At 47.7% G+C, this 26,383-nt stretch carries 18 protein-coding genes, 2 tRNA genes and 3 rRNA genes; 16 read left to right on the top strand and 7 right to left on the bottom strand.

Annotated features, from left to right (window positions below):
- Position 1: 1 nt before the first annotated feature.
- From bamB to HQN60_RS00505, 8 genes are all read left to right on the top strand, one after another.
- Positions 2-1,126 carry an outer membrane protein assembly factor BamB gene (gene bamB / locus HQN60_RS00540; RefSeq protein WP_173531857.1) on the top strand — a complete coding sequence of 375 codons (1,125 nt, stop codon included), beginning with the start codon at positions 2-4 and terminating at the stop codon, positions 1,124-1,126.
- A 60-nt stretch (positions 1,127-1,186) separates the two neighbouring features.
- Positions 1,187-2,566, top strand: coding sequence for a ribosome biogenesis GTPase Der (der, locus tag HQN60_RS00535; RefSeq protein ID WP_173531856.1), 1,380 nt, complete (start codon positions 1,187-1,189; stop codon positions 2,564-2,566).
- A 104-nt stretch (positions 2,567-2,670) separates the two neighbouring features.
- Complete coding sequence (gene hfq / locus HQN60_RS00530; RefSeq protein WP_173531855.1) at positions 2,671-2,922, top strand: RNA chaperone Hfq; 252 nt, start codon at positions 2,671-2,673, stop codon at positions 2,920-2,922.
- Between the two features lie 91 nt (positions 2,923-3,013).
- A complete protein-coding gene (hflX, locus tag HQN60_RS00525; protein ID WP_173531854.1) occupies positions 3,014-4,120 on the top strand; it encodes a GTPase HflX in 1,107 nt (368 codons plus the stop codon).
- Complete coding sequence (hflK, locus tag HQN60_RS00520) at positions 4,117-5,307, top strand: FtsH protease activity modulator HflK (protein ID WP_173531853.1); 1,191 nt, start codon at positions 4,117-4,119, stop codon at positions 5,305-5,307. Before hflX ends, hflK begins: the two co-directional genes overlap by 4 nt.
- A gap of 12 nt (positions 5,308-5,319) precedes the next feature.
- Positions 5,320-6,198: a protease modulator HflC gene (hflC, locus tag HQN60_RS00515; protein ID WP_173531852.1), complete on the top strand. Its 879-nt coding sequence runs from the start codon at positions 5,320-5,322 to the stop codon at positions 6,196-6,198.
- Positions 6,199-6,464: 266 nt separating this feature from the next.
- Complete coding sequence (locus HQN60_RS00510; RefSeq protein ID WP_173531851.1) at positions 6,465-7,610, top strand: ATP phosphoribosyltransferase regulatory subunit; 1,146 nt, start codon at positions 6,465-6,467, stop codon at positions 7,608-7,610.
- Between the two features lie 116 nt (positions 7,611-7,726).
- Positions 7,727-9,022, top strand: a complete 1,296-nt coding sequence (locus HQN60_RS00505) for an adenylosuccinate synthase (RefSeq protein WP_173531850.1) — start codon at positions 7,727-7,729, stop codon at positions 9,020-9,022.
- 81 nt (positions 9,023-9,103) lie between these two features.
- On the opposite strand, the gene HQN60_RS00500 is transcribed toward HQN60_RS00505, so the two are convergent.
- From HQN60_RS00500 to alaS, 3 genes are all read right to left on the bottom strand, one after another.
- On the bottom strand, positions 9,104-9,328 hold the full coding sequence (locus HQN60_RS00500; protein ID WP_173531849.1) for a DUF1653 domain-containing protein: 225 nt from the start codon (positions 9,326-9,328) through the stop codon (positions 9,104-9,106).
- A gap of 89 nt (positions 9,329-9,417) precedes the next feature.
- Positions 9,418-10,404, bottom strand: coding sequence for a S66 family peptidase (locus tag HQN60_RS00495; protein ID WP_173531848.1), 987 nt, complete (start codon positions 10,402-10,404; stop codon positions 9,418-9,420).
- Positions 10,405-10,609: 205 nt separating this feature from the next.
- Positions 10,610-13,225: an alanine--tRNA ligase gene (alaS, locus tag HQN60_RS00490; RefSeq protein WP_173531847.1), complete on the bottom strand. Its 2,616-nt coding sequence runs from the start codon at positions 13,223-13,225 to the stop codon at positions 10,610-10,612.
- Positions 13,226-13,590: 365 nt separating this feature from the next.
- On the opposite strand from alaS, the gene HQN60_RS00485 reads away from it, so the two are divergent.
- A complete protein-coding gene (locus tag HQN60_RS00485) occupies positions 13,591-14,034 on the top strand; it encodes a glycine zipper 2TM domain-containing protein (protein WP_173531846.1) in 444 nt (147 codons plus the stop codon).
- A gap of 100 nt (positions 14,035-14,134) precedes the next feature.
- Here the strand turns inward: HQN60_RS00485 and HQN60_RS00480 are convergent, their stop codons facing one another.
- A complete protein-coding gene (locus tag HQN60_RS00480; RefSeq protein ID WP_173531845.1) occupies positions 14,135-15,490 on the bottom strand; it encodes a sodium-dependent transporter in 1,356 nt (451 codons plus the stop codon).
- A gap of 278 nt (positions 15,491-15,768) precedes the next feature.
- On the opposite strand from HQN60_RS00480, the gene HQN60_RS00475 reads away from it, so the two are divergent.
- From HQN60_RS00475 to rrf, 6 genes are all read left to right on the top strand, one after another.
- On the top strand, positions 15,769-16,614 hold the full coding sequence (locus HQN60_RS00475) for a PA4780 family RIO1-like protein kinase (RefSeq protein ID WP_173531844.1): 846 nt from the start codon (positions 15,769-15,771) through the stop codon (positions 16,612-16,614).
- Between the two features lie 385 nt (positions 16,615-16,999).
- Positions 17,000-18,533, top strand: a 16S ribosomal RNA gene (locus HQN60_RS00470).
- 64 nt (positions 18,534-18,597) lie between these two features.
- Positions 18,598-18,674, top strand: a tRNA-Ile gene (locus tag HQN60_RS00465).
- Between the two features lie 7 nt (positions 18,675-18,681).
- Positions 18,682-18,757, top strand: a tRNA-Ala gene (locus HQN60_RS00460).
- A 360-nt stretch (positions 18,758-19,117) separates the two neighbouring features.
- Positions 19,118-22,010, top strand: a 23S ribosomal RNA gene (locus HQN60_RS00455).
- Between the two features lie 226 nt (positions 22,011-22,236).
- Positions 22,237-22,350, top strand: a 5S ribosomal RNA gene (gene rrf / locus HQN60_RS00450).
- The 16S, 23S and 5S rRNA genes sit together here with 2 tRNA genes alongside, the layout of an rRNA operon.
- Positions 22,351-22,481: 131 nt before the next feature.
- Here rrf and HQN60_RS00445 read toward each other — a convergent pair.
- From HQN60_RS00445 to tsaB, 3 genes are read right to left on the bottom strand one after another with little or no spacing between them, the layout of a single operon-like run.
- On the bottom strand, positions 22,482-23,345 hold the full coding sequence (locus HQN60_RS00445; RefSeq protein WP_173531843.1) for a uracil-DNA glycosylase: 864 nt from the start codon (positions 23,343-23,345) through the stop codon (positions 22,482-22,484).
- On the bottom strand, positions 23,342-23,785 hold the full coding sequence (gene rimI / locus HQN60_RS00440) for a ribosomal protein S18-alanine N-acetyltransferase (RefSeq protein WP_173531842.1): 444 nt from the start codon (positions 23,783-23,785) through the stop codon (positions 23,342-23,344). Before rimI ends, HQN60_RS00445 begins: the two co-directional genes overlap by 4 nt.
- Entirely contained in the window at positions 23,785-24,465 is a 681-nt protein-coding gene (gene tsaB, locus HQN60_RS00435) for a tRNA (adenosine(37)-N6)-threonylcarbamoyltransferase complex dimerization subunit type 1 TsaB (protein ID WP_173531841.1), read from the bottom strand. Before tsaB ends, rimI begins: the two co-directional genes overlap by 1 nt.
- A 103-nt stretch (positions 24,466-24,568) precedes the next feature.
- On the opposite strand from tsaB, the gene HQN60_RS00430 reads away from it, so the two are divergent.
- Positions 24,569-26,356 carry an extracellular solute-binding protein gene (locus tag HQN60_RS00430; RefSeq protein WP_173531840.1) on the top strand — a complete coding sequence of 596 codons (1,788 nt, stop codon included), beginning with the start codon at positions 24,569-24,571 and terminating at the stop codon, positions 26,354-26,356.
- Positions 26,357-26,383 lie beyond the last annotated feature (27 nt).

Here is a 26,383-nt window from a genome sequence, read left to right as displayed (position 1 = left end):
CATGAAATGCCTTCGTCCATTATTGCTACTCAGCGTCTTTAGCATTAGTGCTTGTAGTACTACGAGTAATGCGCCTGAACCCGCCAAATTGCCTGTTGTTACGACAACAGCAAATATCAAGATTGATTGGAAATCCGCTGTCGGCGGGAAAACAGAATATCGTTTTCAGCCCGCTTTTAATGGTGAATTGATTGCTGCTGTCGGTGGCGATAATGAATTGGCGTTGTTTGAGCGCGCGAATGGCAAAAAACGTTGGCAAATTAAAATTGCGCAACCCGTTGCTGGCGGTGTCGGTATATCGGGTGGTGTGATTGCGGTTGGTAGCAGTAATGGCGATGTGTTGACGTATGATTTAAATGGTCAACCGATTTGGTCGGCTAAAGTCACGAGTGAGGTGATTTCTGCCCCTGTTGTGAGTGATGACTTGGTCATTGTGCGCTCTGGCGATGGCAAAGTGAGTGCTTTTTCTGCGGATAAAGGCGAATTAAAATGGATTTATCAGCGTCCACAACCGGCTTTATTGTTACGTAATTATGCGCCGCCCGTGGTTGCTGACGGCGTGGTGTATGTGGGGCAGGCTGCCGGACGTTTGACCGCAATTTCGATCGCAGATGGTCGTGTACTCTGGGAAGCACCAGTTGCTTTGCCGCGTGGCGCGAGTGAGCTCGAGCGAGTGACTGATATTGTTGCACCGCCAGTGGTGCGTGGCGATATGGTTTGTGCCGTGGCTTTCCAAGGGCGTGTTGCTTGTTTAGGCGCTAAGCAAGGCAATTTGCTATGGACGCGGGAAATTTCCAGCTGGACGGGCTTAGCGATTGATAGTCAAAACGTGTATGTTACCGACGCCAAGGGGCAAATTAATGCCTTTGAACGCACAACAGGTCGCAGTATTTGGCGCCAAGATTTATTAGCTAACCGTTTAATTTCTGCGCCAGCGATTTTGGCTGGCAATATCTTAGTCGGTGATTTAGATGGTTATATCCATGTTGTAAACCCAGAAGATGGTCGCTTTGTTGGGCAATTGCCTACCGATGGTGGCCGCATTTATTTAGCACCGCAATCTGATAGTTCGCAAGCGATTGTTCAGACCGGAAAAGGCAGTATTTATCTGCTCAGCACTCAGTAATACCCATCGACATTAGGGCGGCGCAGTTGCGCCGTCATATGGATGGAATAAGGAATTGAATTGAAACCAACTATTGCCCTCGTCGGGCGCCCCAATGTGGGCAAATCAACACTATTTAATCGTTTAACCAAAACCCGTGATGCTTTGGTGGCCGATCAGCCAGGCCTGACGCGTGATCGTCACTATGGTCATGGTAAAGTTGGAGAGAAACCTTACTTGGTGATCGATACTGGTGGATTTGAGCCGGTTATTGATGAAGGTATTATGTTTGAAATGGCCAAGCAAACTTTGCAAGCCATTGATGAAGCCGATGCCATTGTTTTTATTGTTGACGGTCGTAATGGCTTAACACCACAAGACAAAATGATTGCCAATCGTTTGCGTCAAGGTGATCGCCCTGTTTGGGTGGCGGTCAATAAAATTGAAGGCATGAATAGTGCGGTGATGACCGCCGAGTTTCATGAGTTCGGTTTAGGTGACCCGGTTGCGATTTCAGCCTCGCATGGCGAGGGTGTTCGTCACCTGATTAATGAAATCTTGGAAGGATTCCCAGATCCTGAGCCAGAAGAAGAACAAACACACCCTAAATTTGCCATCGTGGGTCGTCCAAACGTGGGCAAGTCAACCTTGGTGAACGCCATTCTTGGTGAAGAGCGCGTAATTGCTTTTGATGCGCCAGGTACAACTCGTGATTCAGTTGCTATTGATTTTGAACGAAATGGCTCCAACTATACGGTAATTGATACTGCCGGTGTGCGTCGCCGCGGTAAGGTGACCGATATGATCGAAAAGTTTTCGGTCATTAAAACCATGCAAGCGATTGAAGATTGCAATGTGGTGATTTTAGTTTTGGATGCAACGCAAGATGTATCGGATCAAGACGGTAAGATTGCTGGCTTTGTTTTAGAGTCAGGTCGTGCTTTGGTCGTCGCCATTAATAAATGGGACTCGGCCAATTTAGAGCAGCGTGAAATTATTAAACGCGATATGGCGCGCAAGCTCGCCTTCCTCGATTTTGCGAAGTATCACTATATTTCGGCTTTGCAAGGTAGTGGTGTTGGTGATTTGTTTGGTTCAATTAATCAAGCCTATGATGCGGCGATGATTAAGATTCCTACGCCAAAACTAACACGTGCATTGCAGTTGGCAATGGAGCGTCAACAACCGCCATTGGCCGGTAAGATTCGTCCAAAAATGCGTTATGCTCACCAAGGTGGTAGTAATCCACCGGTTGTGATTATTCACGGTAACGCTTTGGAAGCAGTTCATGCATCATATTGGCGTTATTTAGAGCATTTCTTTATTAAAACCTTTAAATTGCAAGGTACGCCTTTGCGGGTGCAGTTTAAAAAGACTGATAATCCATTTGAAGGCAAAGAAGCGCCAAATCGTGGACGTCGTGGTCCACAAAGTGCAAAAAATGCACTAAAAAAGCGCTAAAAATTGCGTTATAGTACTAAGCTGCCAATAATTGTATTGTCGGTGTAAGATGTTCCAAGCGAAACCGTACAGACGGAAAACTAATAACAAGTCGGAGAATAATAATGAGTGCTAAGGGACAAATGCTGCAAGATCCGTTTTTAAATATCTTGCGTAAAGAACACGTGCCCGTTTCAATCTACTTGGTCAATGGCATTAAATTGCAAGGGCAAATTGAATCATTTGATCAGTACGTTGTATTGCTTCGCAATACGGTGACTCAGATGGTTTATAAGCATGCTATTTCAACGGTTGTTCCTTCTCGCGCGGTGAATGTACCGCATGATAATCCTGCCGCAGCCAGTGCAGAAAGCTAATTAGATCGAGCATTCGTTAGCCCCGAAGGCTTCGCTTTTCGGGGTTTTATCTTGCGCGGCGTTTTGTTTTTCTGGAAGTGAAGAGGTATGCATGTTTGAACGCCATCAGGGCGGTGATGAAGCAATTTTGGTTTGTCTGGATTTTGGCGAAGCTGATTTTGCCGACAGTCAAGAAGAATTCATCGAGTTAGTGAAGTCCGCTGGAGTTCATCCACTGGCGGTTATTCAAGGTAAGCGTCAGCGGCCTGACCCAGCTTATTTTTGTGGTAGTGGTAAAGCGGATGAAATTGCTGAGGCGGTTTTAGCGCATGATGCAGGGTTGGTGATTTTTAATCATCAATTATCCCCAGGCCAAGAGCGAAATCTTGAAAGTAAAGTCAAGTGTCGAGTGCTCGATCGTACCACCTTGATTTTGGATATTTTTGCGCAGCGTGCCCGAACCTCTGAAGGTAAGCTCCAAGTTGAGTTGGCCCAGCTGGCGCACATTCAAACGCGATTAATTCGTGGCTGGACTCATCTGGAACGCCAAAAGGGTGGGGTGGGTTTGCGTGGGCCGGGTGAAACGCAGCTCGAAACTGACCGGCGCTTAATTGGGATTCGAGTTAAGCGCTTGAAAGATCAGTTGCTGATTGTGCAAAAGCAGCGCGCGACACAAAGAAAGCGACGAGATCGATCTGGGCAGTTCACCGTTTCAATTGTTGGTTATACCAATGCTGGAAAATCAACGCTATTTAATGCATTAACCAAAGCAAAGCTCTACGCAGCAGATCAACTTTTTGCGACGCTAGATACTACCAGCCGCAAGTTATACATCGATGCTGATCATTCGGTGGTGATTTCCGATACTGTTGGTTTTATTCGCGATTTGCCTCACACCTTGGTAGCGGCATTTCGTGCAACTTTAGAAGAAACGATTGAAGCGGATGTGTTATTGCACGTGGTTGATATCAATCATTCAATGCGTGATTTGCAAATTAGTGAAGTCAATAAAGTATTAACTGAAATTGGTGCGGAACATATACCGCAGTTGATGGTCTTTAATAAGATTGATCAGCGTGATTTGGCTGCCGAAGTTGAACGTGACGAATATGGTAGTATTCGCAGCGTTAAATTAAGCGCCTTGCGTGGCGAAGGATTAAATCTTTTGCGCGAAGCACTGGTTGAAGCGATGAATCAAACCGTTAAGGAAGATAAATGAGTCAAAATGATCCGCAATGGGGTGGTGACCGAAATAAAAAAGGTGGTCCACCGAATTTGGATGAGATTTTTCGTAATATCATCAATAAAATCAATGCTTTGCTCGGTAATAAAATCCCTCAAAATAATGCGCCAGTGAATCAATCATCTGGCTCTGGTGCGACTGGGGTATTTGTTGTTTTGGGTGCTTTGTTGGCTTTGTGGCTGGCATCGGGTACCTACATGGTCGACGAGCGTGAAGATGCAGTGGTAACTCGCTTTGGTAAGTATGTTGAAACCGTGGTTCACCCCGGTTTGCACTGGCATTTGCCGTATCCGATTGAATCGCGCGAATTGGTGAATATGACCGAAATTCGCAGTCTTGATGTCGGCGTGCGTGGCGATGCGGGTTCAAATAGTGAAGCCTCTTTGATGCTGACATCTGATCAGAACATTATTCAGATTCAATTGGAAGTTCAGTACACCCTCAATTCAGCGAAAGACTTCTTGTTTGACAATCGTTTTATTGATGGCGGTCGTGATGTTGTAAAGCAAACGGCCGAATCAGCCATTCGTGAAGTGGTTGGCCGCAATAAAGTGGACTACGTGCTCAATGAAGGTCGTGGCAAGATTGCAGAAGATACCAAAGAAATTATGCAGTCGCTGCTGAACCGATATGGCACAGGGATGACGATTGCACGGGTGAATATTTCGGATGTACAGCCACCTGAGCAGGTACAAGCCGCTTTTGCCGATGCCGTTAAAGCACGTCAAGACAAATCGCGATTGATTAACGAAGGTACTGCTTACGCCAATGACGTGATTCCAAAAGCCAGCGGTATGGCTGCGCGTTTGAATGAAGAGGCAGAAGGCTATCGTGAGCAAATTGTTGCTCGAGCAGAGGGTGATGCCTCACGCTTTAAACAAATCGCCGCTGAATATGTGAAATCACCACAAGTAACCCGTGATCGTATGTATTTAGATGCAATGCAAAGCATGTATCAAAACACGACCAAAGTTTTGGTTGATCAAAAGGCCGGTGGTAGTTTGTTGTATCTACCTTTGGATAAATTGATGCAAATGAATGGCGCAGCTGCATCGGTTAATGCGGACGCAGCCAAACCAGCGGCAACGTCTTCGGCTCCTGTAGCTGTTAATTCTGAAACCCCAGCGAATCGCGTTAATCGCGGTGAGCGTGACGGTCGTTAAGGAGGAAGGCAAATGAATCGTATTCTTCCTGTGTTATCAGCGGTAATGCTGGTGTTATTTTTAGCTTCATTGTGTTTGTTTACTGTAGATCAACGTCAATATGCCGTGATTTTCCAGTTTTCTGAAGCTAAACGGGTCATTAAAGATCCTGGTATTCATTTCAAATTACCATTTGTACAAGATGTTCGTTATTTTGATAAGCGCATTCAAACCATCGATGAGAATATGCCTGCACGGATTCAAACCATTGAAAAAATGAATGTGAATGTAAATAGCTACATCAAATACCAGATTTTCGATGTAGAGAAATACTACAAAGCTGTCGGTATGGATGAGCGCAAAGCGGTAGATCGACTTCGCAATACCGTGAACAACATGCTGCGTGATGAATTTGGTAAGCACACCGTACAAGATGTGATTTCGGGCAAACGCGATAAGGTGATGGAATATGTTGGCAAAGTGGCCAATATTGATGCCGAACGTATTGGTATCCGTGTCATTGATGTCCGTATCAAGCAAGTTGATTTTGAGCCAAGCACTTTAAACTCGGTGTATGAGCGGATGCAATCTGAGCGTAAAGCCGTGGCCAATCAATTACGTGCAGAAGGTAGTGCTGATGCTGAAAAAATTAAAGCCGATGCTGATAAACAGCGCGAAGTAATCATGGCAGATGCGTATAATAAGGCGCAGCAACTTAAGGGTGCTGGTGATGCTAAGGCGGCAGCGATATACTCGGATGCTTATGGCAAAACCCCTGAGTTCTATGCTTTTTATAAGAGTCTAGATGCTTACAAACAAAGTTTTGGTAAGAAAAGCGACTTGATGGTGGTTGATCCAAGTTCGGACTTTTTCAAATACATGAAAAATCCACGTGCTGGATCAGGCAAATAAGTTTGTAGTGTAACGGTTGTTGTTTTATTAGGGCTTGGGGCTAATACCTTTTAAAGGTATTATGCCCTTTGCCTTGTCTGCCATTGGGTGTGCAAGTGGATTAAAAATTGCCGCCATGAGTGATCGCCAAATATGAATTTTGGATTTCGCTTGCTAATGGTTGGCGTGTTGATTTCGCTGGTGGTGTAGTAGGTATTGCTACCCATATCTTGTTTTACGCCCGCTCTGTGGGGATACCGCAGGCGGGCATTTGATTTGTCTGGACTATGCGCAACTGGATCCTACCCGAATACATTTCCGATGTACTCCCTATGGAGTCGCGTCAACTTGAAACGCTACGTCGTTCCTTACTCGATCTTTATGCTCGGTATGGCTATGAGCAAGTTGAGCCACCGCTGGTTGAGTATGTCGAATCACTCTTTACGCAAGACGATAGCGCACTCGATTTAAAAACCTTTAAATTGGTCGATGAGTTGTCGGGCCGTCAAATGGGCTTGCGTGCCGACATCACGCCGCAAGTTGCACGAATTGACGCGCATATCTTGAATCGCAAAGGTGTTGCGCGCTTGTGCTATGCCGGATCGGTAGTGACCACGCGACCAGATGGCTTGATGTCGAATCGTCAGCCGCGTCAAATCGGTGCTGAAATTTATGGTTGTGCCAGTATTGGTGCGGATATTGAAGCGATCGAATTAATGTTTGCCAGTTTGGCTTTAACTGGCGTGACTGATTTTTGTCTTGAGATTGGACACATCGGTTTATTTAACGCGATGGCCGATGTAGCGCATTGGCCAAATGATGCTAGACAAGCGGCATTTAACGCTTTGCAGCAAAAAGATGTACCGGCATTAGAAGCGCTGACTGCCGATTTGTCGCCAGAGTTGCGCCAAGGCATTTTGGCTTTGCCGCTTTGCTATGGTGGCAGCGATGTGCTGGTCCGCGCTCGTCAAGCCTTGCCTGCCATTGATGCGGTCACTGCGGCGTTGGATGCTTTGCATGAATTAGAGGCCGCATTGCTCAATCGCGGAATGAGTGTGCGCTTTGATTTGGCCGAGTCGCCAGGTAGTTACTACCATACCGGCTTGGTATTTAATGCTTACGCCAATGGCTTTGCCAGCGCCGTGGCGCGTGGCGGGCGTTATGACCGTGTCGGTGAAAAATTTGGTCGCTCACGTCCGGCAACTGGGTTTAGTTTGGATTTACGTGCATTGACTTCATTGCCATTTCCAACGCATCAGGCCGCGATCTTAGCGCCGCAAAGTGACGATATGGCGTTGATTGAGGTGATACGCACATTGCGTAATGCCGGTGAAATTGTGATCGTAGATTTGGGCGTTGATGTCACAGAAGTGCATATTAACCGCTCATTGCAATTGATTAATGGTCAATGGCAGGTTGTGCCATTGCAATAAATTGGTGTTTTCCCTGTAAAGGGCTGGCTCATTGAGCATTTTAAAGTTAAAGTTCGGGCGCGTTGCGTTGCTGTTGCGACGATAGCCATTGTTTTGAATAGCATTGAGGTTTGGAAATGAGCAAAAATGTCGTCGTAATCGGCACACAATGGGGTGACGAGGGTAAGGGTAAGATTGTTGACTGGTTAACGGATCACGCCCAAGGTGTGGTGCGCTTTCAAGGCGGTCATAACGCAGGCCATACATTGTGGGTTGGCGGTAAAAAAACAGTTTTGCGCTTGATTCCATCGGGCATCTTGCATGCAGGTAAAGCCTGCTTTATCGGTAATGGCGTGGTGATTTCTCCGACGGCCTTGCTGCAAGAAATTGATGAGCTTAGCGCAGCCGGCATTGACGTTGCCAGCCGTTTGACCATTTCTGAAGCTTGCCCATTGATTTTGCCGTACCACATTGCCATCGACCAAGCGCGTGAAGCGGCTAAGGGCGAGAAAAAAATTGGCACGACAGGTCGTGGTATTGGCCCAGCGTACGAAGACAAAGTGGCGCGTCGCTCAATTCGCGTGCAAGATTTATACCATCCAGAACGCTTTGCAGCTAAATTGCTGGAAAACCTCGATTGGTACAACTTTGCATTGAAGAACTACTTCAACGCACCGACGCTCGATTTCCAAACTGTTTACGATGAAACCATGGCCTACGCCGAGCGCATTCGCCCAATGGTTGGCGATGTATCGCGTACCTTGTATGACATGAATAAAGCTGGCGAGCCATTGTTGTTTGAAGGCGCGCAAGGCACCTTGCTTGACGTCGATCACGGTACTTACCCATTTGTGACTTCAAGTAACTGTGTTGCCGGTGCTGCTGCGCCGGGCGCGGGCGTTGCACCACAAATGTTGCAATACGTATTGGGCATTGTGAAGGCCTACACCACCCGTGTTGGCTCTGGTCCATTCCCGACTGAATTGTTCGACGACGTTGGCGCAGGCTTGGCTGAACGCGGTCACGAGTTCGGGTCGGTAACGGGTCGTGCACGTCGTTGTGGTTGGTTTGACGCTGCAGCGCTGAAACGCTCAATTCAAATCAACGGTGTTTCAGGTTTGTGTGTGACCAAACTTGACGTGATGGATTCGATCGAAACCATTAAATTGTGTACTGGTTATATGTTGAATGGCAAAGCCATCGACATCTTGCCAATTGGCGCAGAAAACATTGCCTTGTGCGAGCCAATCTACGAAGAAATGCCAGGTTGGTCTGAATCGACATTCGGCGTGAAAAAATTCGAAGAATTGCCATTGAACGCGCAAAACTATCTGAAACGCATCGCAGAAATCTGCGAAGCGCCAATCGCCATTATTTCGACTGGCCCAGATCGCGACGAAACCATCGTTCTGCAACACCCATACCAAGACTAATCGTCTGTGTATATGAAAAAACCGCTGTGCTTGCAGCGGTTTTTTTTACGTCTGGGCTTTGGGCGCAAATAAATAGATTTATTAATCCGCCACTTTACTAAACCGTGCGAGAGTAGCGCCATCAATGATCACGTTCTCTATAAACATTGAGTACGGCCGCACCCACAAAGCGCCTTCGCCATACAGTGGCCGATACACCACCATCCATTCTGTCGTTTCACTGTGCCGTGCCAAGTCGATGACTTGGTAGCGATTGCCTTTGTAATGCTGATATTCGCCAAGGGCGAGTTCTGGACGTGGGGTCATGGGTATTGCTCTCTAAGTTTTATTTAATAGTGGCTATAAGCAGATACATACTAAAAGACCTATGCTGCTGATTTGTTATTGATCTTACTTTAGTGCTTTTTGATCATTATTTCACAACGCGTGCTTGTTGCGATAATTTCAGCCTCGCCACCGATTGGGAAGGTGAGTTGTGGTGTTGTATGTCCAAAATCAAGGTTGCATATGACGGGGATTGAATTCAATTCAGGTTTTGAGTGAATCAGTTTACAAATTTGTTCGAGCGTAATCTGTGACGCTGTTTGAAACCGACCAATCACAATACCTTTTACAGAATGAAATGATTTTAGATGGATGATAGATTGTAAATTACGGTCAAATTCACTGAGTGTATTCAGCTCCAGCAGATTATCTTCCTCGAGGAATAAAATTGCATTTTCTGGTTCTGGTAAAAAGCAACTGCCTTGCAATAAATTGAAAGTGCATAAATTTCCACCAATAATCGTTCCTGATGCTTGGCCTGTATTAATGACCTGATATCCTGTGTTGGGATAGAAATCACGTTGATCTTGATTGATGTACCACTCATCATCCGACCAATATTGGGATGGCGTGATTGAATATCCATTCTCACTCATTAAACATTTTTTAAAATATTCGATGGTGTAATCAAGCTCTTGCGCCATGCCTAATGTCGAAAAATGTGGTCCGTTATAGGTAATGAGCTCTGTTTTTGTATAAATGGCATTGCTTAAAGCCGTGATATCTGAAAATCCACACAGTATTTTGGGGTTAGATTTGATGATTGAATAATCAATTTTATTCAGTAATTGATTTGAGTTGTGGCCGCCAATTGCAGTCAAAATACCTTTAACGGTTTTATCAGAAAACGCAGTATGCAGATCGTCAATTCTAGCTTCAATCGATGATGAGTGAAACTCATCCATTTGATGGCAATTTTTAGAAAAACAAACTTCTAAGCCGATTTCATTGAGCCTTGTAGTGGCGAGTTCGATCACGTGCTGAGAAATGATGCCAAGGCTTCTTGATGGTGCAATCACACAGATTTTATCGCCGCGCTGCAATTTGTCTCCTGTCATTTGTTCCTCTGTTTTGCGCTATGCTGGGTTAAATATCTATTGGGTATGTTGTTATAAGCTTTGTTAATTAATGGTTTGATACCCATACTCTTGTTGGCGATGGGTGTTTTTCATCGTCATTGTTACTTGCTTAATCTAATCCGATGATTTGGCATAAAAAAACAGCCACCGATTATGGGTGGCTGTTTGCTTTAGCGTGTTGAGATTACAATTTGCTCTCAACCCAGACTGCGGCCGCTTGCATGGCTTCTTGCAGTTTGGCGGGCTCAGTGCCACCTGCTTGAGCGATGTCAGGGCGTCCGCCGCCTTTGCCGCCAACCAGTTGTGCCGCGATATTGACCAGTTCACCGGCTTTGATTTTGCTGGTGAGATCTGGCGAAACACGGGCGATCAGGCTGACTTTACCTTCAGAGACACAAGCGAGTAGGGCGATGCCGCTGCCCAGTCTATCCATCAATTTATTGCTCATTTCACGCAAAGTAGCTGGATCAACGTCTTCTACCACGCTGCCAATACATTTCACGCCATTGATGGTGCGTAGCCCAACGCCAATCAGTTGGTCCAATTGGCCAAACGCCATTTGACCTTTGAGCGTGCTGACTTCTTTTTGCGCCGCTTTCAGGTCAAGTTGCAGTTTTTCCAATTTGCCAATCAATTCGCCTGGATGTGCGCCAACGATAGACGTTGCGGTTTTCAGTTCAGCGTCTTGGGCTTGCACTGCGGCGAGCGCAGCGGTGCCAGTGATGGCTTCAATCCGGCGTACACCGGCCGCAATGCCGCTTTCGGCGACGATTTTGAATAGGCCGATATCGCCAGTGCGTTTAACGTGCGTACCGCCACAAAGTTCCGTCGAGAAGTCGCCCATTTTCAAAACGCGCACTTCATCGCCGTACTTTTCGCCAAACAAGGCCATCGCGCCAAATTTAATGGCGTCGTCGTAGCTCATTAAGCGCACTTGGGCTTCTTCGTTAGCCATGATGACGTGATTGACCAAGCTTTCGATTTTGGCGATTTCGTCCGCAGTGACCGCTTTCGGGTGTGAAAAGTCAAAACGTGTGCGTTCGGCATTCACCAGCGAGCCTTTTTGCTCTACGTGCGTACCAAGTACTTCGCGTAGCGCTGCGTGCAATAAATGCGTCGCCGAGTGATTGCGTTGGCTGGCTTGGCGTTTGGCAATGTCGATACTGGCAGTGACTTCGTCGCCGACATTGAGCGAGCCGCTGATGATTTGGCCTTGATGACCAAATACATCGGCTTTCACTTTTTGTGTGTCGGTCACATTAAATACGCCAGGGCCAGCAATCACGCCAACATCACCAGCTTGACCACCGGATTCGGCATAGAACGGCGTGTGATCGAGTACGATCACGCCTTCGTCGCCATTCTCTAGTGTTTGAACTGGTTCGCTGCCTTTGTACAGTGCTAACACTTTAGCTGAACGGCTAGCTTCGGTGTAACCGTGGAAGCACGATGCCTCGCCTTCGTAGGCCAATCCTGCCGTCATTTTAAATGAGCCTGCAGCTTTGGATTGCTTGCGTTGAACATCCAGTGCGGCTTCAAAACCAGCAATATCAACGGTGACATTGCGCTCGCGGCAGACGTCAGCAGTCAAGTCAATCGGGAAGCCGTAGGTGTCAGATAATTTGAATGCCACATCGCCATCGAGTACTTGCTTGCCGCCGGCCAGAACGGTGTCGAGTAAAGCCATGCCGTTTTCAAGTGTGCGGCCGAAGATTTCTTCTTCGTTTTTGAGGGCCTCAACGATGTGTTCTTGGCGTTGACGCAATTCTGGGTACGCATCACCCATGACTTCAGCCAATGGCGCAACCAGCTTGTGGAAGAAGTGGCCTTTTTGACCAAGCTTATAACCATGACGCACTGCGCGGCGAATAATCCGGCGCAATACATAGCCACGGCCATCGTTGGCCGGTAAAGCACCGTCGGCGATCAAGAACGCACAAGAGCGAATATGGTCGGCAATGACGCGTAGCGATGGCGAATCGGCATCCGCTGCGCCGGTTTCACGTTTCGCTGCAGCGAGCAGATGTTGGAACAAATCGATTTCGTAATTGGCGTGCACACCTTGCATGACCGCAGAAATACGCTCCAAGCCCATGCCGGTGTCTACCGATGGTTTTGGTAGTGGATGCAAGACACCCGCTTCATCGCGGTTAAATTGCATAAACACGTTGTTCCAGATTTCGATGAAACGGTCACCGTCTTCTTCTGCCGATCCTGGAGGGCCACCCCAGTGATGCGCGCCATGATCGTAAAAAATTTCGGTACATGGGCCACAAGGACCGGTGTCGCCCATTTGCCAGAAGTTATCCGATACGCCAGGGCCTTTATTGTCACCAATGCGAACGATGCGATCGCTCGGGATGCCAATTTCTTGATTCCAAATATCAAAGGCCTCGTCGTCCGTGGCGTACACGGTAACCATTAGTTTTTCTTTGGGAATGGCTAGCCATTCTGGGCCAGTCAAAAATTCCCAAGCAAAGAAGATGGCATCGCGCTTGAAGTAATCGCCAAAGGAGAAATTACCTAGCATTTCAAAAAAGGTGTGGTGGCGCGCGGTATAGCCGACGTTTTCTAAGTCGTTATGTTTGCCGCCTGCGCGAACGCATTTTTGGCTTGAGGTGGCGCGAGTGTACGAGCGTTTATCAAAACCTAAAAAAACGTCTTTAAATTGGTTCATCCCAGCATTGGTGAACAAAATGGTCGGGTCATTCAAAGGAATTAAGCTGGATGACGCCACAATTTGGTGGCCCTTGCTGGCAAAAAAGTCCAAGAACTTTTGGCGAATCTGAGCGGATGTCATGGCTACCTGCGGTAAACGAAGCAAACCGTCGATTTTACGGTAAAAGGCGCTATATCGGTAGTCGTGTCGTGCATACGTCGGCTTTCTAACGCAGCTGTGCATGAAAATTGGCGGTAAATGAAGTATTACAGAGGCTGTTCCAGATGGGTTTGTAGATTGATGAACTGATTTTAGTGATGGCAATGTAAAGCTTTCCCCTCCTAGTTGCCTTGTATGGCTAGTGATACATTTCATTTTTTGTAAGAATTTGTTTGTTGTTTGCGCTGATGTTTGTCGGTGGTGTTAGTCGTAACTCGCGCTGCTTGTTGAGTGGCGGTTTGTTATTTTGCATTTTAATGAATTGGCTTTAGTCAAAGGATCTTGAAATGAAAAGCATATTTAAATGGTGTTCGACTGTGGTGCTTGGCATTGTTTTGGCAGGCTGCGCAGGGATGGGTATGAATCAGCAGCAAACTTATGAAGTCCAGCAAGGGGTAATCGAACAAATTTCTTTGGTACCTTTAACGCATTCCGATCAATTGGGGGTAGGGGCGATTTTAGGGGGTGCAGCAGGTGCGGGGTTGGGTAGTTTGATTGGCGCAGGTACTGGGCGTGATGTTGCGATGGCAGTGGGGGCGATCGCCGGTGCGGTGGCAGGGAAGTATGGCGAAAATCGTTATGATGGCAATCAGCAAGGGCAACAAGTTGTTGTGCGCTTAAATAGTGGTGTGTTGGTGGTGGTGACTCAGCCGTATGAAGCCAATATTTATAAAGGCCAGCGTGTTTATATTGAGGGCTCTGGCTCAAGTGCGCGTATTGCACCGATGTAATTGTGGCGGGGGTTTTAAATAAAAAAGCACGAATGAATTCGTGCTTTTTTATTGGGTATATCAATGTAGCTTATGCTAAATAAGGCATGTCGCTAAATACCTAGATAAGTCCAAGTCCTTTAAGCATGATGACTAGAATCAGTGTTGGTGTAATGTAGCGAACCAAAATAAACACGGCTTTAATGACAAGGCCATTATTGAGTTGCCCATCATTGCTCAGTTGTTTTTGTAGCTGTGGCAAGCCATAAACCCAGCCGACAAATAGACAAATCAAGATGCCGCCAATTGGCATTAAAATGTTTGAGCTGATGTAGTCAAAAAGATCGAATGGATTTAAGCCAAATAAAGTCCAGCTGGCGGTCAGTGAAGATGATAGCGACGCCGGAATCCCAAATAAGCCAATCACCCCTAATGTGAGTAAAGTGGCTTTTTTGCGACTGAATTTAAAGCGTTCAGACAGCATGGCTACCGGCACTTCCATGATCGATAAAATCGCACCCGTTGCTGCAATGGCGGCCAAAACAAAAAACAGCGCCATAAAAAACTGCCCAAAAGGCATGCTAGCAAAGACGGCTGGGATGGTCATAAATACCAGCGATGGACCGGCTGCCGGCTCAAAACCAAATGAAAACACCGCAGGGAAAATCGCTAAACCCGCCAGTAATGATACGGATAAATCAGCCAGCATCACGCGAGTGGCCGTTAATGGAATGTTTTGTTCTGTGCGGAAGTAGCTGCCATACGTGAGCATGGTGCCCATGCCGATCGATAGCTTGAAAAAAGCTAAGCCAACAGCAGTCAGCATGACCGAGGCGGTAATTTTGCTAAAGTCAGGCGCAAACAAAAATTTCACGCCTTCCATTGCGCCTGGCAGCGTCAAGCTACGGATGCACAATAAAATTAATAGCAAAAACAAAATGGGCATTAATTTTTTGGCTGCAGCTTCAATGCCTTTGGAAACGCCCATCATAATGATGGTGCCTGCCCATGCTAATACCACCCATTGCCAAAATAAGGCTTCTAGCGGATTGGAAACCAGGGCGCCAAATGCTGCTTTAGCGCTGGCGGGGTCTGTGCTGTGGATGCTGCCGGTGATTGATTTGAAGATATAGGCAAACACCCAGCCAGCAACACCAGTGTAAAAGGCTAAGATCAGTACCGCCGAAATTAAGCTCATATAGCCAATCACGGGCCAAAAACGCTGTTTTTTCGGTGCGAGTACTTCAAATGTGGTGACCGCATTGGCGCGAGAGGCGCGTCCAAGCATAATTTCAGCAATCATAACAGGGAGGGCGACTAATAAAGTGGCCAGGACGTAAACCACTAAAAAACTCGCGCCGCCATTTGTGCCGGTCATATAGGGGAACTTCCAGATATTACCTAAACCAACTGCGGAACCTAGTGTGGCGACTAAGACACCAAATGTGGAGGTGAAACCATCGCGACTTGCGCTCATGCCATGCCCTTGTAGTAAATTGTAAACAACAGCACACTATTCAGAGTTAGCTAGTGTATTGTCCATGAGGGAAAACCCGAAACTTAGGCTTTGATTGATTCAAACTAAGGCTTTTAACGGGGTTGAAATAGTACAAAACCACTTTGCTTGGGTTTGATTTAGTGGCTTTGTTTTGTTTGATTCGCGTGGAATCTAGCGGGAAGCGATTGTAGTGGTTTAACTGATGACTTGTAACTAATTGCTTGAGTCAAAATTCAAATAGGACGTAGACAAATTTAATGAAAACACCAAAGAGATTAGAACCATTGGTGGAAGATGGTTTGGTTGACGAAGTCTTGCGTCAATTAATGAGTGGCAAAGAGGCCACTGTTTATGTCGTGCGTTGTGGCGATGAAGTTCGGTGCGCTAAGGTATATAAAGACGCCAACCATCGCAGCTTTAAAAAAAATGCCGCCTATCAAGAGGGCCGCAAAGTAAAAAATAGCCGCCAAGCTAGAGCGATGGAAAAAGGTTCTCGTTATGGTCGGCAAATGCAAGAAGAAGAGTGGCAAAATGCGGAAGTCGATAATCTGTATCGCTTAGCGGCTGCTGGTGTGCGTGTGCCAACTCCGTATATCTGTTTTGAAGGCGTGCTGTTGATGGAGTTGGTGACGGGTGAAGATGGAAATGCGGCCCCTCGCTTAAATGATGTCGAAATGAGTGCTGAACTTGCTCGTGTCTATCATGGCGAGTTACTTAAGCAGGTCGTTTTAATGCTTTGTGCTGGGGTGATTCATGGCGATTTGTCAGAATACAATATTCTGGTGGATGAGCATGGTCCCGTTATTATTGATTTGCCACAGGCCGTCGACGCCGCAGGTAATAATCAAGCTGCCGCAATGTTAGAGCGCGATGTGGATAATCTGGCTGAGTATTTTGGACAGTTTGCGCCTGAACTAAACGGTTCGCAGTACGGTAAAGAAATTTGGAAATTGTATGAGGGCGGCTTGCTGCATCCCGAAGTGCAACTCACAGGTAAAATTAAGCAAGATCATCGTAAAGTAGATGTGCGTGGTGTTTTGCGAGAGGTTGAGCATGTGAAAGAAGAGCATCTGCAGCGCCAGCTGCCAGATTTTCAGCCATAAATAGCGCTTGTTTTGTTGGTTTAAGAGAAAGGGCGCGTAAGCGCCCTTCGTTTCTGGTGGTTTTGTTTCGGTTTTTACATGTTTTAAAATCAAAGACTTAACGCGATACTTGGATTTTATTTTCACCTAGGTGTTGACCGAGTTGCGAGTCTGGCGTATATTTCGGCCTCTCTGCTGCTGACACAGCAAACGAAACAAGCGGTTTTCCAGCTGGTTTCGGTGTCTAAGCCACTGATCTTTAACAAAATACAGCCGATGAGTGTGAGTGCTTGGTTTGCCAGTCAAACAAGTGCTTACACTCAAGATTTAAAAGAAATCTTGGTTTTTAACCAAGTGTTTCTTTGAGTAATGAGTACTAAGCCAAGTATGTAAATTCAGCTAGATTAAACGAAAGAGTTTGATCCTGGCTCAGATTGAACGCTGGCGGCATGCTTTACACATGCAAGTCGAACGGTAACAGGGTGCTTGCACCGCTGACGAGTGGCGAACGGGTGAGTAATACATCGGAATGTACCCAGTAATGGGGGATAACGCTTCGAAAGGAGTGCTAATACCGCATACGCCCTGAGGGGGAAAGTGGGGGACCGCAAGGCCTCACGTTATTGGAGCAGCCGATGGCTGATTAGCTAGTTGGTAGGGTAAAGGCCTACCAAGGCAACGATCAGTAGCGGGTCTTAGAGGACGATCCGCCACACTGGAACTGAGACACGGTCCAGACTCCTACGGGAGGCAGCAGTGGGGAATCTTGGACAATGGGCGAAAGCCTGATCCAGCAATGCCGCGTGCGTGAAGAAGGCCTTCGGGTTGTAAAGCGCTTTTGTCGGGGAGGAAATCCTAGTGGTTAATAACTGCTGGGGATGACAGTACCCGAAGAATAAGGACCGGCTAACTACGTGCCAGCAGCCGCGGTAATACGTAGGGTCCAAGCGTTAATCGGAATTACTGGGCGTAAAGCGTCCGCAGGTGGCTTGATAAGATAGACGTGAAATCCCTGGGCTCAACCTAGGAATTGCGTTTATGACTGTCTCGCTAGAGTATGGGAGAGGGGGGTGGAATTCCACGTGTAGCAGTGAAATGCGTAGAGATGTGGAGGAACACCGATGGCGAAGGCAACCCCCTGGCCTAATACTGACACTCATGGACGAAAGCGTGGGGAGCAAACAGGATTAGATACCCTGGTAGTCCACGCCCTAAACGATGTCTACTAGTTGTTGGGCTTTTCGGAGCTTAGTAACGCAGCTAACGCGTGAAGTAGACCGCCTGGGGAGTACGGTCGCAAGACTAAAACTCAAAGGAATTGACGGGGGCCCGCACAAGCGGTGGATGATGTGGATTAATTCGATGCAACGCGAAAAACCTTACCTGGTCTTGACATGTACGGAATCCTTTAGAGATAGAGGAGTGCCTTCGGGAACCGTAACACAGGTGCTGCATGGCTGTCGTCAGCTCGTGTCGTGAGATGTTGGGTTAAGTCCCGCAACGAGCGCAACCCTTGCCATTAGTTGCTAACATTTAGTTGAGCACTTTAATGGGACTGCCGGTGACAAACCGGAGGAAGGTGGGGATGACGTCAAGTCCTCATGGCCCTTATGACCAGGGCTTCACACGTCATACAATGGTCGGTACAGAGGGTCGCCAACCCGCGAGGGGGAGCTAATCTCACAAAACCGATCGTAGTCCGGATTGCACTCTGCAACTCGAGTGCATGAAGTCGGAATCGCTAGTAATCGCGGATCAGCATGTCGCGGTGAATACGTTCCCGGGCCTTGTACACACCGCCCGTCACACCATGGGAGTGGGTTTTACCAGAAGTAGCTAGGATAACCTTCGGGAGTCCGGTTACCACGGTAGGATTCATGACTGGGGTGAAGTCGTAACAAGGTAGCCGTAGGGGAACCTGCGGCTGGATCACCTCCTTTCAAGAGAAAGATTGGTAGATTAAGTACTCACACTCATCGGCTGTAGATTTGAAAGAAACGATATGGGTCAGTAGCTCAGTTGGTTAGAGCACCGTGTTGATAACGCGGGGGTCATAGGTTCGATTCCTATCTGACCCACCAGTATCACGGGGGTTTAGCTCATCTGGTAGAGCACCTGCTTTGCAAGCAGGGGGTGAACGGTTCGAGTCCGTTAACCTCCACCATTATCTGCTGTAGAAAATAGAATTCTATGTATTGCACGTTGTTATGTGCAGTGTATTTTATTCTGGTTTCTAAAATTAGAATGATTAGTCATTTAATGATTAATTAAATATCGCTCTTTAACAAAATAGAAGAAGTAATTAATTCCAATAAACATTGTAATGGAATTAGATTTGAGAATAACTGCTTGCAGTTGTTGTTGAGTTTAGTTTCAAAGTAAAAATATTGGGTTGATTGTATCTGTTCAGTTGTGCTGGTCTCATGCCAGTGTAACTGAACCGCAAGTGAAATGAGAACTCACTTGCAAGTCGCAAATACGATTTCAGTAATCTGAGATACGTTTTACGTGTTTGAGGTTATAGGATCAAGCGAATAAGTGCATCTGGTGGATGCCTTGGCGATGATAGGCGACGAAGGACGTGATAGCCTGCGATAAGCGTGGGGGAGCTGGCAAAGTGCTTTGATCCCACGATTTCCGAATGGGGAAACCCGGCCCTTTTGGGTCATCCTAGACTGAATACATAGGTCTAGCGAAGCGAACCCGGTGAACTGAAACATCTAAGTAACCGGAGGAAAAGAAATCAACCGAGATTCCCAAAGTAGTGGCGAGCGAAATGGGAAGAGCCTGTACGTGATAGCAGTAGACTTAATAGAATGGAATGGAAAGTCCAACCATAGTGGGTGATAGTCCCGTATATGAAAAGTCAATTGTGGTACTAAGCGTACGAGAAGTAGGGCGGGACACGAGAAATCCTGTTTGAAGATGGGGGGACCATCCTCCAAGGCTAAATACTCATCATCGACCGATAGTGAACCAGTACCGTGAGGGAAAGGCGAAAAGAACCCCGGGAGGGGAGTGAAATAGAACCTGAAACCGGATGCATACAAACAGTGGGAGCCCTTGAAAAATGGGGTGACTGCGTACCTTTTGTATAATGGGTCAGCGACTTACGTTCAGTAGCGAGCTTAACCGAATAGGGGAGGCGTAGGGAAACCGAGTCCGAATAGGGCGCATAGTTGCTGGGCGTAGACCCGAAACCAAGTGATCTATCCATGGCCAGGATGAAGGTGCGGTAACACGCACTGGAGGTCCGAACCCACTAACGTTGCAAAGTTAGGGGATGAGCTGTGGATAGGGGTGAAAGGCTAAACAAACTTGGAAATAGCTGGTTCTCCTCGAAAACTATTTAGGTAGTGCCTCATGTATCACTGACGGGGGTAAAGCACTGTTATGGCTAGGGGGTCATCGCGACTTACCAAACCATGGCAAACTCTGAATACCGTCAAGTGCGAGCATGGGAGACAGACCTGGGGTGCTAACGTCCTGGGTCAAGAGGGAAACAACCCAGACCGCCGTCTAAGGTCCCAAATGATCAATTAAGTGGAAAACGAGGTGGGAAGGCACAGACAGCCAGGATGTTGGCTTAGAAGCAGCCATCATTTAAAGAAAGCGTAATAGCTCACTGGTCGAGTCGTCCTGCGCGGAAGATGTAACGGGGCTCAAATTGATAACCGAAGACGCGGATATGACCATTTATGGCATATGGTAGAGGAGCGTTCTGTAAGCCTGTGAAGGTGTCTTGAGAAGGATGCTGGAGGTATCAGAAGTGCGAATGCTGACATGAGTAGCGATAAAGGGAGTGAAAAGCTCCCTCACCGAAAACCCAAGGTTTCCTGCGCAACGTTCATCGGCGCAGGGTGAGTCGGCCCCTAAGGCGAGGCAGAAATGCGTAGTCGATGGGAAACAGGTTAATATTCCTGTACTTGATATAAGTGCGATGTGGGGACGGAGAAGGTTAGGTTAGCCAACTGTTGGAATAGTTGGTTTAAGTGTGTAGGCGGGTGTCTTAGGCAAATCCGGGACGCTGTTAACGCTGAGGCATGATGACGATTCACTTAGGTGATGAAGTAACTGATACCCTGCTTCCAAGAAAAGCCACTAAGCTTCAGCTTATATTGAACCGTACCGCAAACCGACACAGGTGGGTAGGAAGAGTATTCTAAGGTGCTTGAGAGAACTCGGGAGAAGGAACTCGGCAAATTAACACCGTAACTTCGGGAGAAGGTGTGCCTTATAGGTGAAGAACCTTGCGTTTGGAGCTATATAAGGCCGCAGAGAAATGGGGGCTGCGACTGTTTATCAAAAACACAGCACTCTGCCAACACGAAAGTGGATGTATAGGGTGTGACGCCTGCCCGGTGCTGGAAGGTTAATTGATGGGGTGCAAGCTCTTGATCGAAGCCCCAGTAAACGGCGGCCGTAACTATAACGGTCCTAAGGTAGCGAAATTCCTTGTCGGGTAAGTTCCGACCCGCACGAATGGCGTAACGATGGCCCTACTGTCTCCTCCCGAGACTCAGCGAAGTTGAAGTGTTTGTGAAGATGCAATCTCCCCGCTGCTAGACGGAAAGACCCCGTGAACCTTTACTGTAGCTTTGCATTGGACTTTGAAGTGGTTTGTGTAGGATAGGTGGGAGGCTTTGAAGCAGAGACGCTAGTTTCTGTGGAGCCGTCCTTGAAATACCACCCTGACCCCTTTGAGGTTCTAACCTTGGTCCGTTATCCGGATCGGGGACCGTGCATGGTAGGCAGTTTGACTGGGGCGGTCTCCTCCCAAATTGTAACGGAGGAGCTCGAAGGTCGCCTAGGTACGGTCGGACATCGTACTGATAGTGTAATGGCAAAAGGCGGCTTAACTGCGAGACCGACAAGTCGAGCAGGTGCGAAAGCAGGACATAGTGATCCGGTGGTTCTGTATGGAAGGGCCATCGCTCAACGGATAAAAGGTACTCCGGGGATAACAGGCTGATTCCGCCCAAGAGTTCACATCGACGGCGGAGTTTGGCACCTCGATGTCGGCTCATCACATCCTGGGGCTGTAGCCGGTCCCAAGGGTATGGCTGTTCGCCATTTAAAGTGGTACGTGAGCTGGGTTCAAAACGTCGTGAGACAGTTTGGTCCCTATCTGCAGTGGGCGTTGGAAATTTGAGAGGGGCTGCTCCTAGTACGAGAGGACCGGAGTGGACTGACCTCTGGTGTACCGGTTGTCACGCCAGTGGCATTGCCGGGTAGCTAAGTCGGGAAGAGATAAGCGCTGAAAGCATCTAAGCGCGAAACTTGCCTCAAGATGAGATTTCCCTAGGGTTTTAAATCCTCTAAAGAGTCGTTCGAGACCAGGACGTTGATAGGTTGGGTGTGGAAGCGCAGTAATGCGTTAAGCTAACCAATACTAATTGCTCGTGAGGCTTGATCCTATAACCTGAAGCGCGTAGTGCGACGATGGATATAATTGACCCAAAGTAGGACGGTGTGAAAGCGCTGAACTACAAAAAATACTTAAATGGTGTTGATTGGTGTGTAGTATAATTACTTCTTCTATTGATTTTACGAGTTAGCGTTGTAGGTTGCGGTCTGAAAAGATAGCGGCTGAATGCGATAACTCTCGTGTAGCTCGAAAGAGTTGCACCAGACAGTTTAATGTCTGGCGACCATAGCGAGGTGGTCCCACTCCTTCCCATCCCGAACAGGACAGTGAAACACCTCAGCGCCGATGATAGTGCGGATTGCCCGTGTGAAAGTAGGTCATTGCCAGACTTCCCTATAGAGAAGCCCGATTCGAAAGAGTCGGGCTTTTTGCTGCGCGTTAAATTAATAAATTCAGACTTAAAATTCCGCGATGACAAGTATAAAAAAACGCCAGCGAGCTGGCGTATTTGATTGGGGGGCTATTGAAATATTTGCTTTAAGCGCAATAAATCTTGCCAGGTTTTAGCTTTGTCGTGAACGTTTCTTTGTAAATAGCTTGGGTGATAGGTCACGATGGTCGGAATGTTTTGGCATTGCTGCTTAATTTGCCGCAATTCTCGAATCGGAGCAGGGGTGTTCAGCACGGCTTCGGCGGCAAATTGGCCAATTGCGAGAATGGCGGTGGGTTTAAGTAATGCAATTTGACGCTGCAATAAAGGCGCACAGGCTTTAATTTCTTGGCTATTGGGATTGCGAGAGCCATAGCATTTAACCGCGTTGGTGATTAAAGTATTTTGTAGTTGAGCTTCACCCAAGCTGATCAGCATTTGATTGACCATACGCTGTGAAGGACCAAAGAGGGCAAGATTATGCTGTTCTTCTGCTTTGTTGGGGGCGTCGCTGACAATTAGCAATTGGGCTTCAATCGCACCTGTTGCAAAAACGGCTTGTTGTCGCTGACTACTGCGTGGGCAGGCAGTGCAGCTGGCAACTTCAACGCGTAATTGTTCCCAATTGAGTTGGCCAATTCGCTCGCTACGAGCATCAAGTTGGCTGATTTCTTCGCTAGTCAAGGCTTGGTGATTTGGATTAGCCGCCTCACGATTTTGTTGTAACAACCGGTGGGCAGCAGCGGCTTTATTGGATTTACTGCCACGGTTGATTGGTGTTTCAGTCAAAGCGGGCGGGGCTGATTCAAGTGCGATACTCGGTGCTGCGCTTAAAACAGAGTTGGCTGTATCCTGCTCAATCTGCGTTGACGAATTGAGTGCTTGTAAAACCTCGTGCCGAATCCATTGTGGATTGAGGCCGAGTTCATTGAGGATGAGTGCGCGGCGATTCATGCCTTGTCCTCCAAATGCAGGGTATAGAGCAGTGCATCTTCTCTACCTTCGCTTGTAGGGTAATACCCTTTGCGTCGGCCTGATGGCGTGAAGTCGTGCTTTACGTATAGCGCCCGCGCAGCTTGATTGGACTCTCTAACTTCTAAAAATAGTACCACGATGCCATTGTGTAATAATTGGGCTTTGAGTGCCGTGAGTAGCTGGCTTGCCCAATGTTGGCGTTGCCATTGTGGCGCAATGGCGATGAGTAGCAATTCTGCTTCGTCCAAAGTCACCATGCAAACGCTAAAACCGATTAATGCATCCTGCAGCCACAATCCATCGCATTGATGATGATTGAGCGAGTCGAGCCATTGCGCCGCCGTCCAAGGATGAGGGTTGGTTGCGGTATCGATAGCAAGCACGGCGGCAAGATCGGCTTCAGTCAGCCGTTTTAGCATTATTTCTGCACCCGTTCATGGGTTTTAAGCGCCACTTTGTCACGTAAATAAACCAGCTCAGCTTCATCAGCCGGCCGGCCTTGGCCGGCCGCAAAAGTAGGCAAAGCAAGTGTCAGTAATTGCGCGGCATGTGGGAAAAGTTCGCTACGAACGATGTCGATTTTTGCACCTAAACGCGCGTCGAGCGCGGCTTGATACACGCTAAAACCATTGCCGACCCCGGTATAACCATCACCATCAGGCATGGGCACGTCTTCAGGATTGCACACCAAGGCATCAATGAGGGTTGTCCATTGGCCGTTGTGTTTTTCAAAGGCAGAAAAATAAACTTGGTTCATGCGGGCATCTAGACAACTCACTACCCGTATAGCGCCAGAAGCCTCAGCAATCGACAGCAAGGTAGATATACCAACTACAGGTATATTTCGAGCAAATGCCAAGCCTTGGGTAATGCCACAGCCAATGCGTAAGCCAGTAAATGAACCGGGGCCACTTGGATAGGCAATGCCTTCGATGTCGCGCATGGTTAGACCACATTCATTCAAGAAAGCCTGTAAATACGGTAGCGTGACTTCACTTTGTTTTTGTCCAACGAGCCATTCGCGTGACACGATCCCACTGGGGGTATTGATGGCAAAGGACAAATGTTCGGATGAGGTTTCAATCGCTAAAAAAGGCATGGCTAGGGGCTCAAATGGACAAGCAAAGAATGAAGTGTGATTCTAACACGCCAACTGCGTGGCGATTGCTGCCGATTGACCGAGTCTGGCTTATCATGGACAAATGAAATCTTACCTACTGCTACTACTGTCTTTATATCTGCTGCCAGCTTACGCTGAGCATGCGATTTCGCTTGGCGATGCGCCCAAATATGCCGCTGGTTTTACTGCGTTTGATTATGTGAATCCTGCCGCGGCAAAAGGCGGCGCGATTATTTTGCCCAATCCGGATCGGCGCAATAGTTTTGATTCATTTAATCCTTTTATTATTAAAGGTACATCGGCAGCGGGCTTAGGGGCGCTCATGTTTGAGTCGCTCGGGGTGATGAGTTGGGATGAAACCGCCACCATGTATGGGCTATTGGCCAAAGAGATCAAAGTGGCCAAGGATGGCTTATCGGTGACGTTCGTTTTAAATCCTGCCGCGCGCTTTAATAATGGCGCAAAGGTGACGGCTGCTGATGTCAAACACAGTTTTACCGTTCTCAATAGTCGCTTGGCCGCGCCGCAATATGCATCGCAATTGCGCGACGTGGCGGGCGTTGATGTGCTTGATTCGCAAACCATTGTGTATCGCTTTAAAACCGCCAATCGCGAATTGCCGCAAATCGTCGGCACGCTGCCGGTTTTTTCTCAGCAATGGGGCGCCGGCAAAACGTTGGATAAAATTGCCCTAGAACCGCCGATTAGCAGTGGCCCGTACCAGATTAAAGACTACAAACTCGGCCAATCGATCCGTTATCAACGGCGTAGTGATTACTGGGGAAACAATCAGCCAACCCGCCGTGGGCAATATAATTTTGATCAAATTACCTATCGCTATTACCAAGATGAAACCGCCAAACTTGAAGCATTTAAAGCCGGTGAATTTGATTTCATCACCGAATATGGCGCGCGAAATTGGGCGCGGCAATATCAAGGGCCTAAGTTTCGCTCAGGAGAAATTAAAAAAAGTGAATTGCGTCACCACAATAGCAGCGGCATGCAAGGCTATGTGATGAACCTGCGTCGTCCGCTGTTTGCCGATCTTCGCGTGCGGCAAGCCTTGGGCTTAGCGCTTGATTTTGAATGGTTAAATCGCCAATTGTTTTACCGCCAATATCAACGACTTAATAGCTTTTATGCCAATAGCGAACTTGCCGCCAGCGGCGCGCCGACTGCGCAAGAATTACAATTATTAAGACCACTGCAATCGCAATTGCCCGCCGCAACATTGACTACGCTCGCGGCGCCACCCAATACCGATCCGCCCAATTCATTACGACAAAATCTCAGGCAAGCACGCGAATTATTAAAACAAGCGGGTTGGCAATACCGCGATGGCGCATTGCGTAATGCGCGTGGCGAGCCTTTTGAATTTGAACTGTTAGATGATGGCGGCCCCATGGGGCGTGTATTTCCGCCGTTGGCTCGCAATTTAGCCAAGCTGGGTATTGTTGTTAAACAGCGCGATATTGATTTTGCTTTATACCAACGCCGACTGGATGATTTTGACTTTGATATGGTGGTGTTGCGCTTTCCGAATGTACAAAGCCCTGGCCAAGAGCTTCTCGATTATTACGGTAGTCAAGCTGCCGACACCAAGGGTAGCAGCAATGTGATTGGCTTAAAAAGCCCCGCGATTGATCGCTTGATTGAGCATGTGTTGCAGGCCCCCAATCGCCAACAGCAAATTACCGCCGTCCACGCTCTTGATCGCGCCTTACTCGCTGGGCATTACATTATCCCGCATTGGTATAGCGCCACCCACCGCGCCGCATGGCGTGACCGTTTTGCGATGCCCAAAACGATGCCGCTGTATTATCAGGCGGGGGATTGGATGTTGGCGACGTGGTGGCAGAAGTCGCCGTAGGCTTAATTGGTTTTTCGATGAGTAAGG

Source organism: Deefgea piscis, assembly GCF_013284055.1.
Classification (GTDB): Bacteria; Pseudomonadota; Gammaproteobacteria; order Burkholderiales; family Chitinibacteraceae; genus Deefgea; species Deefgea piscis.
This window is presented reverse-complemented; position numbering and strand designations above follow the sequence as displayed.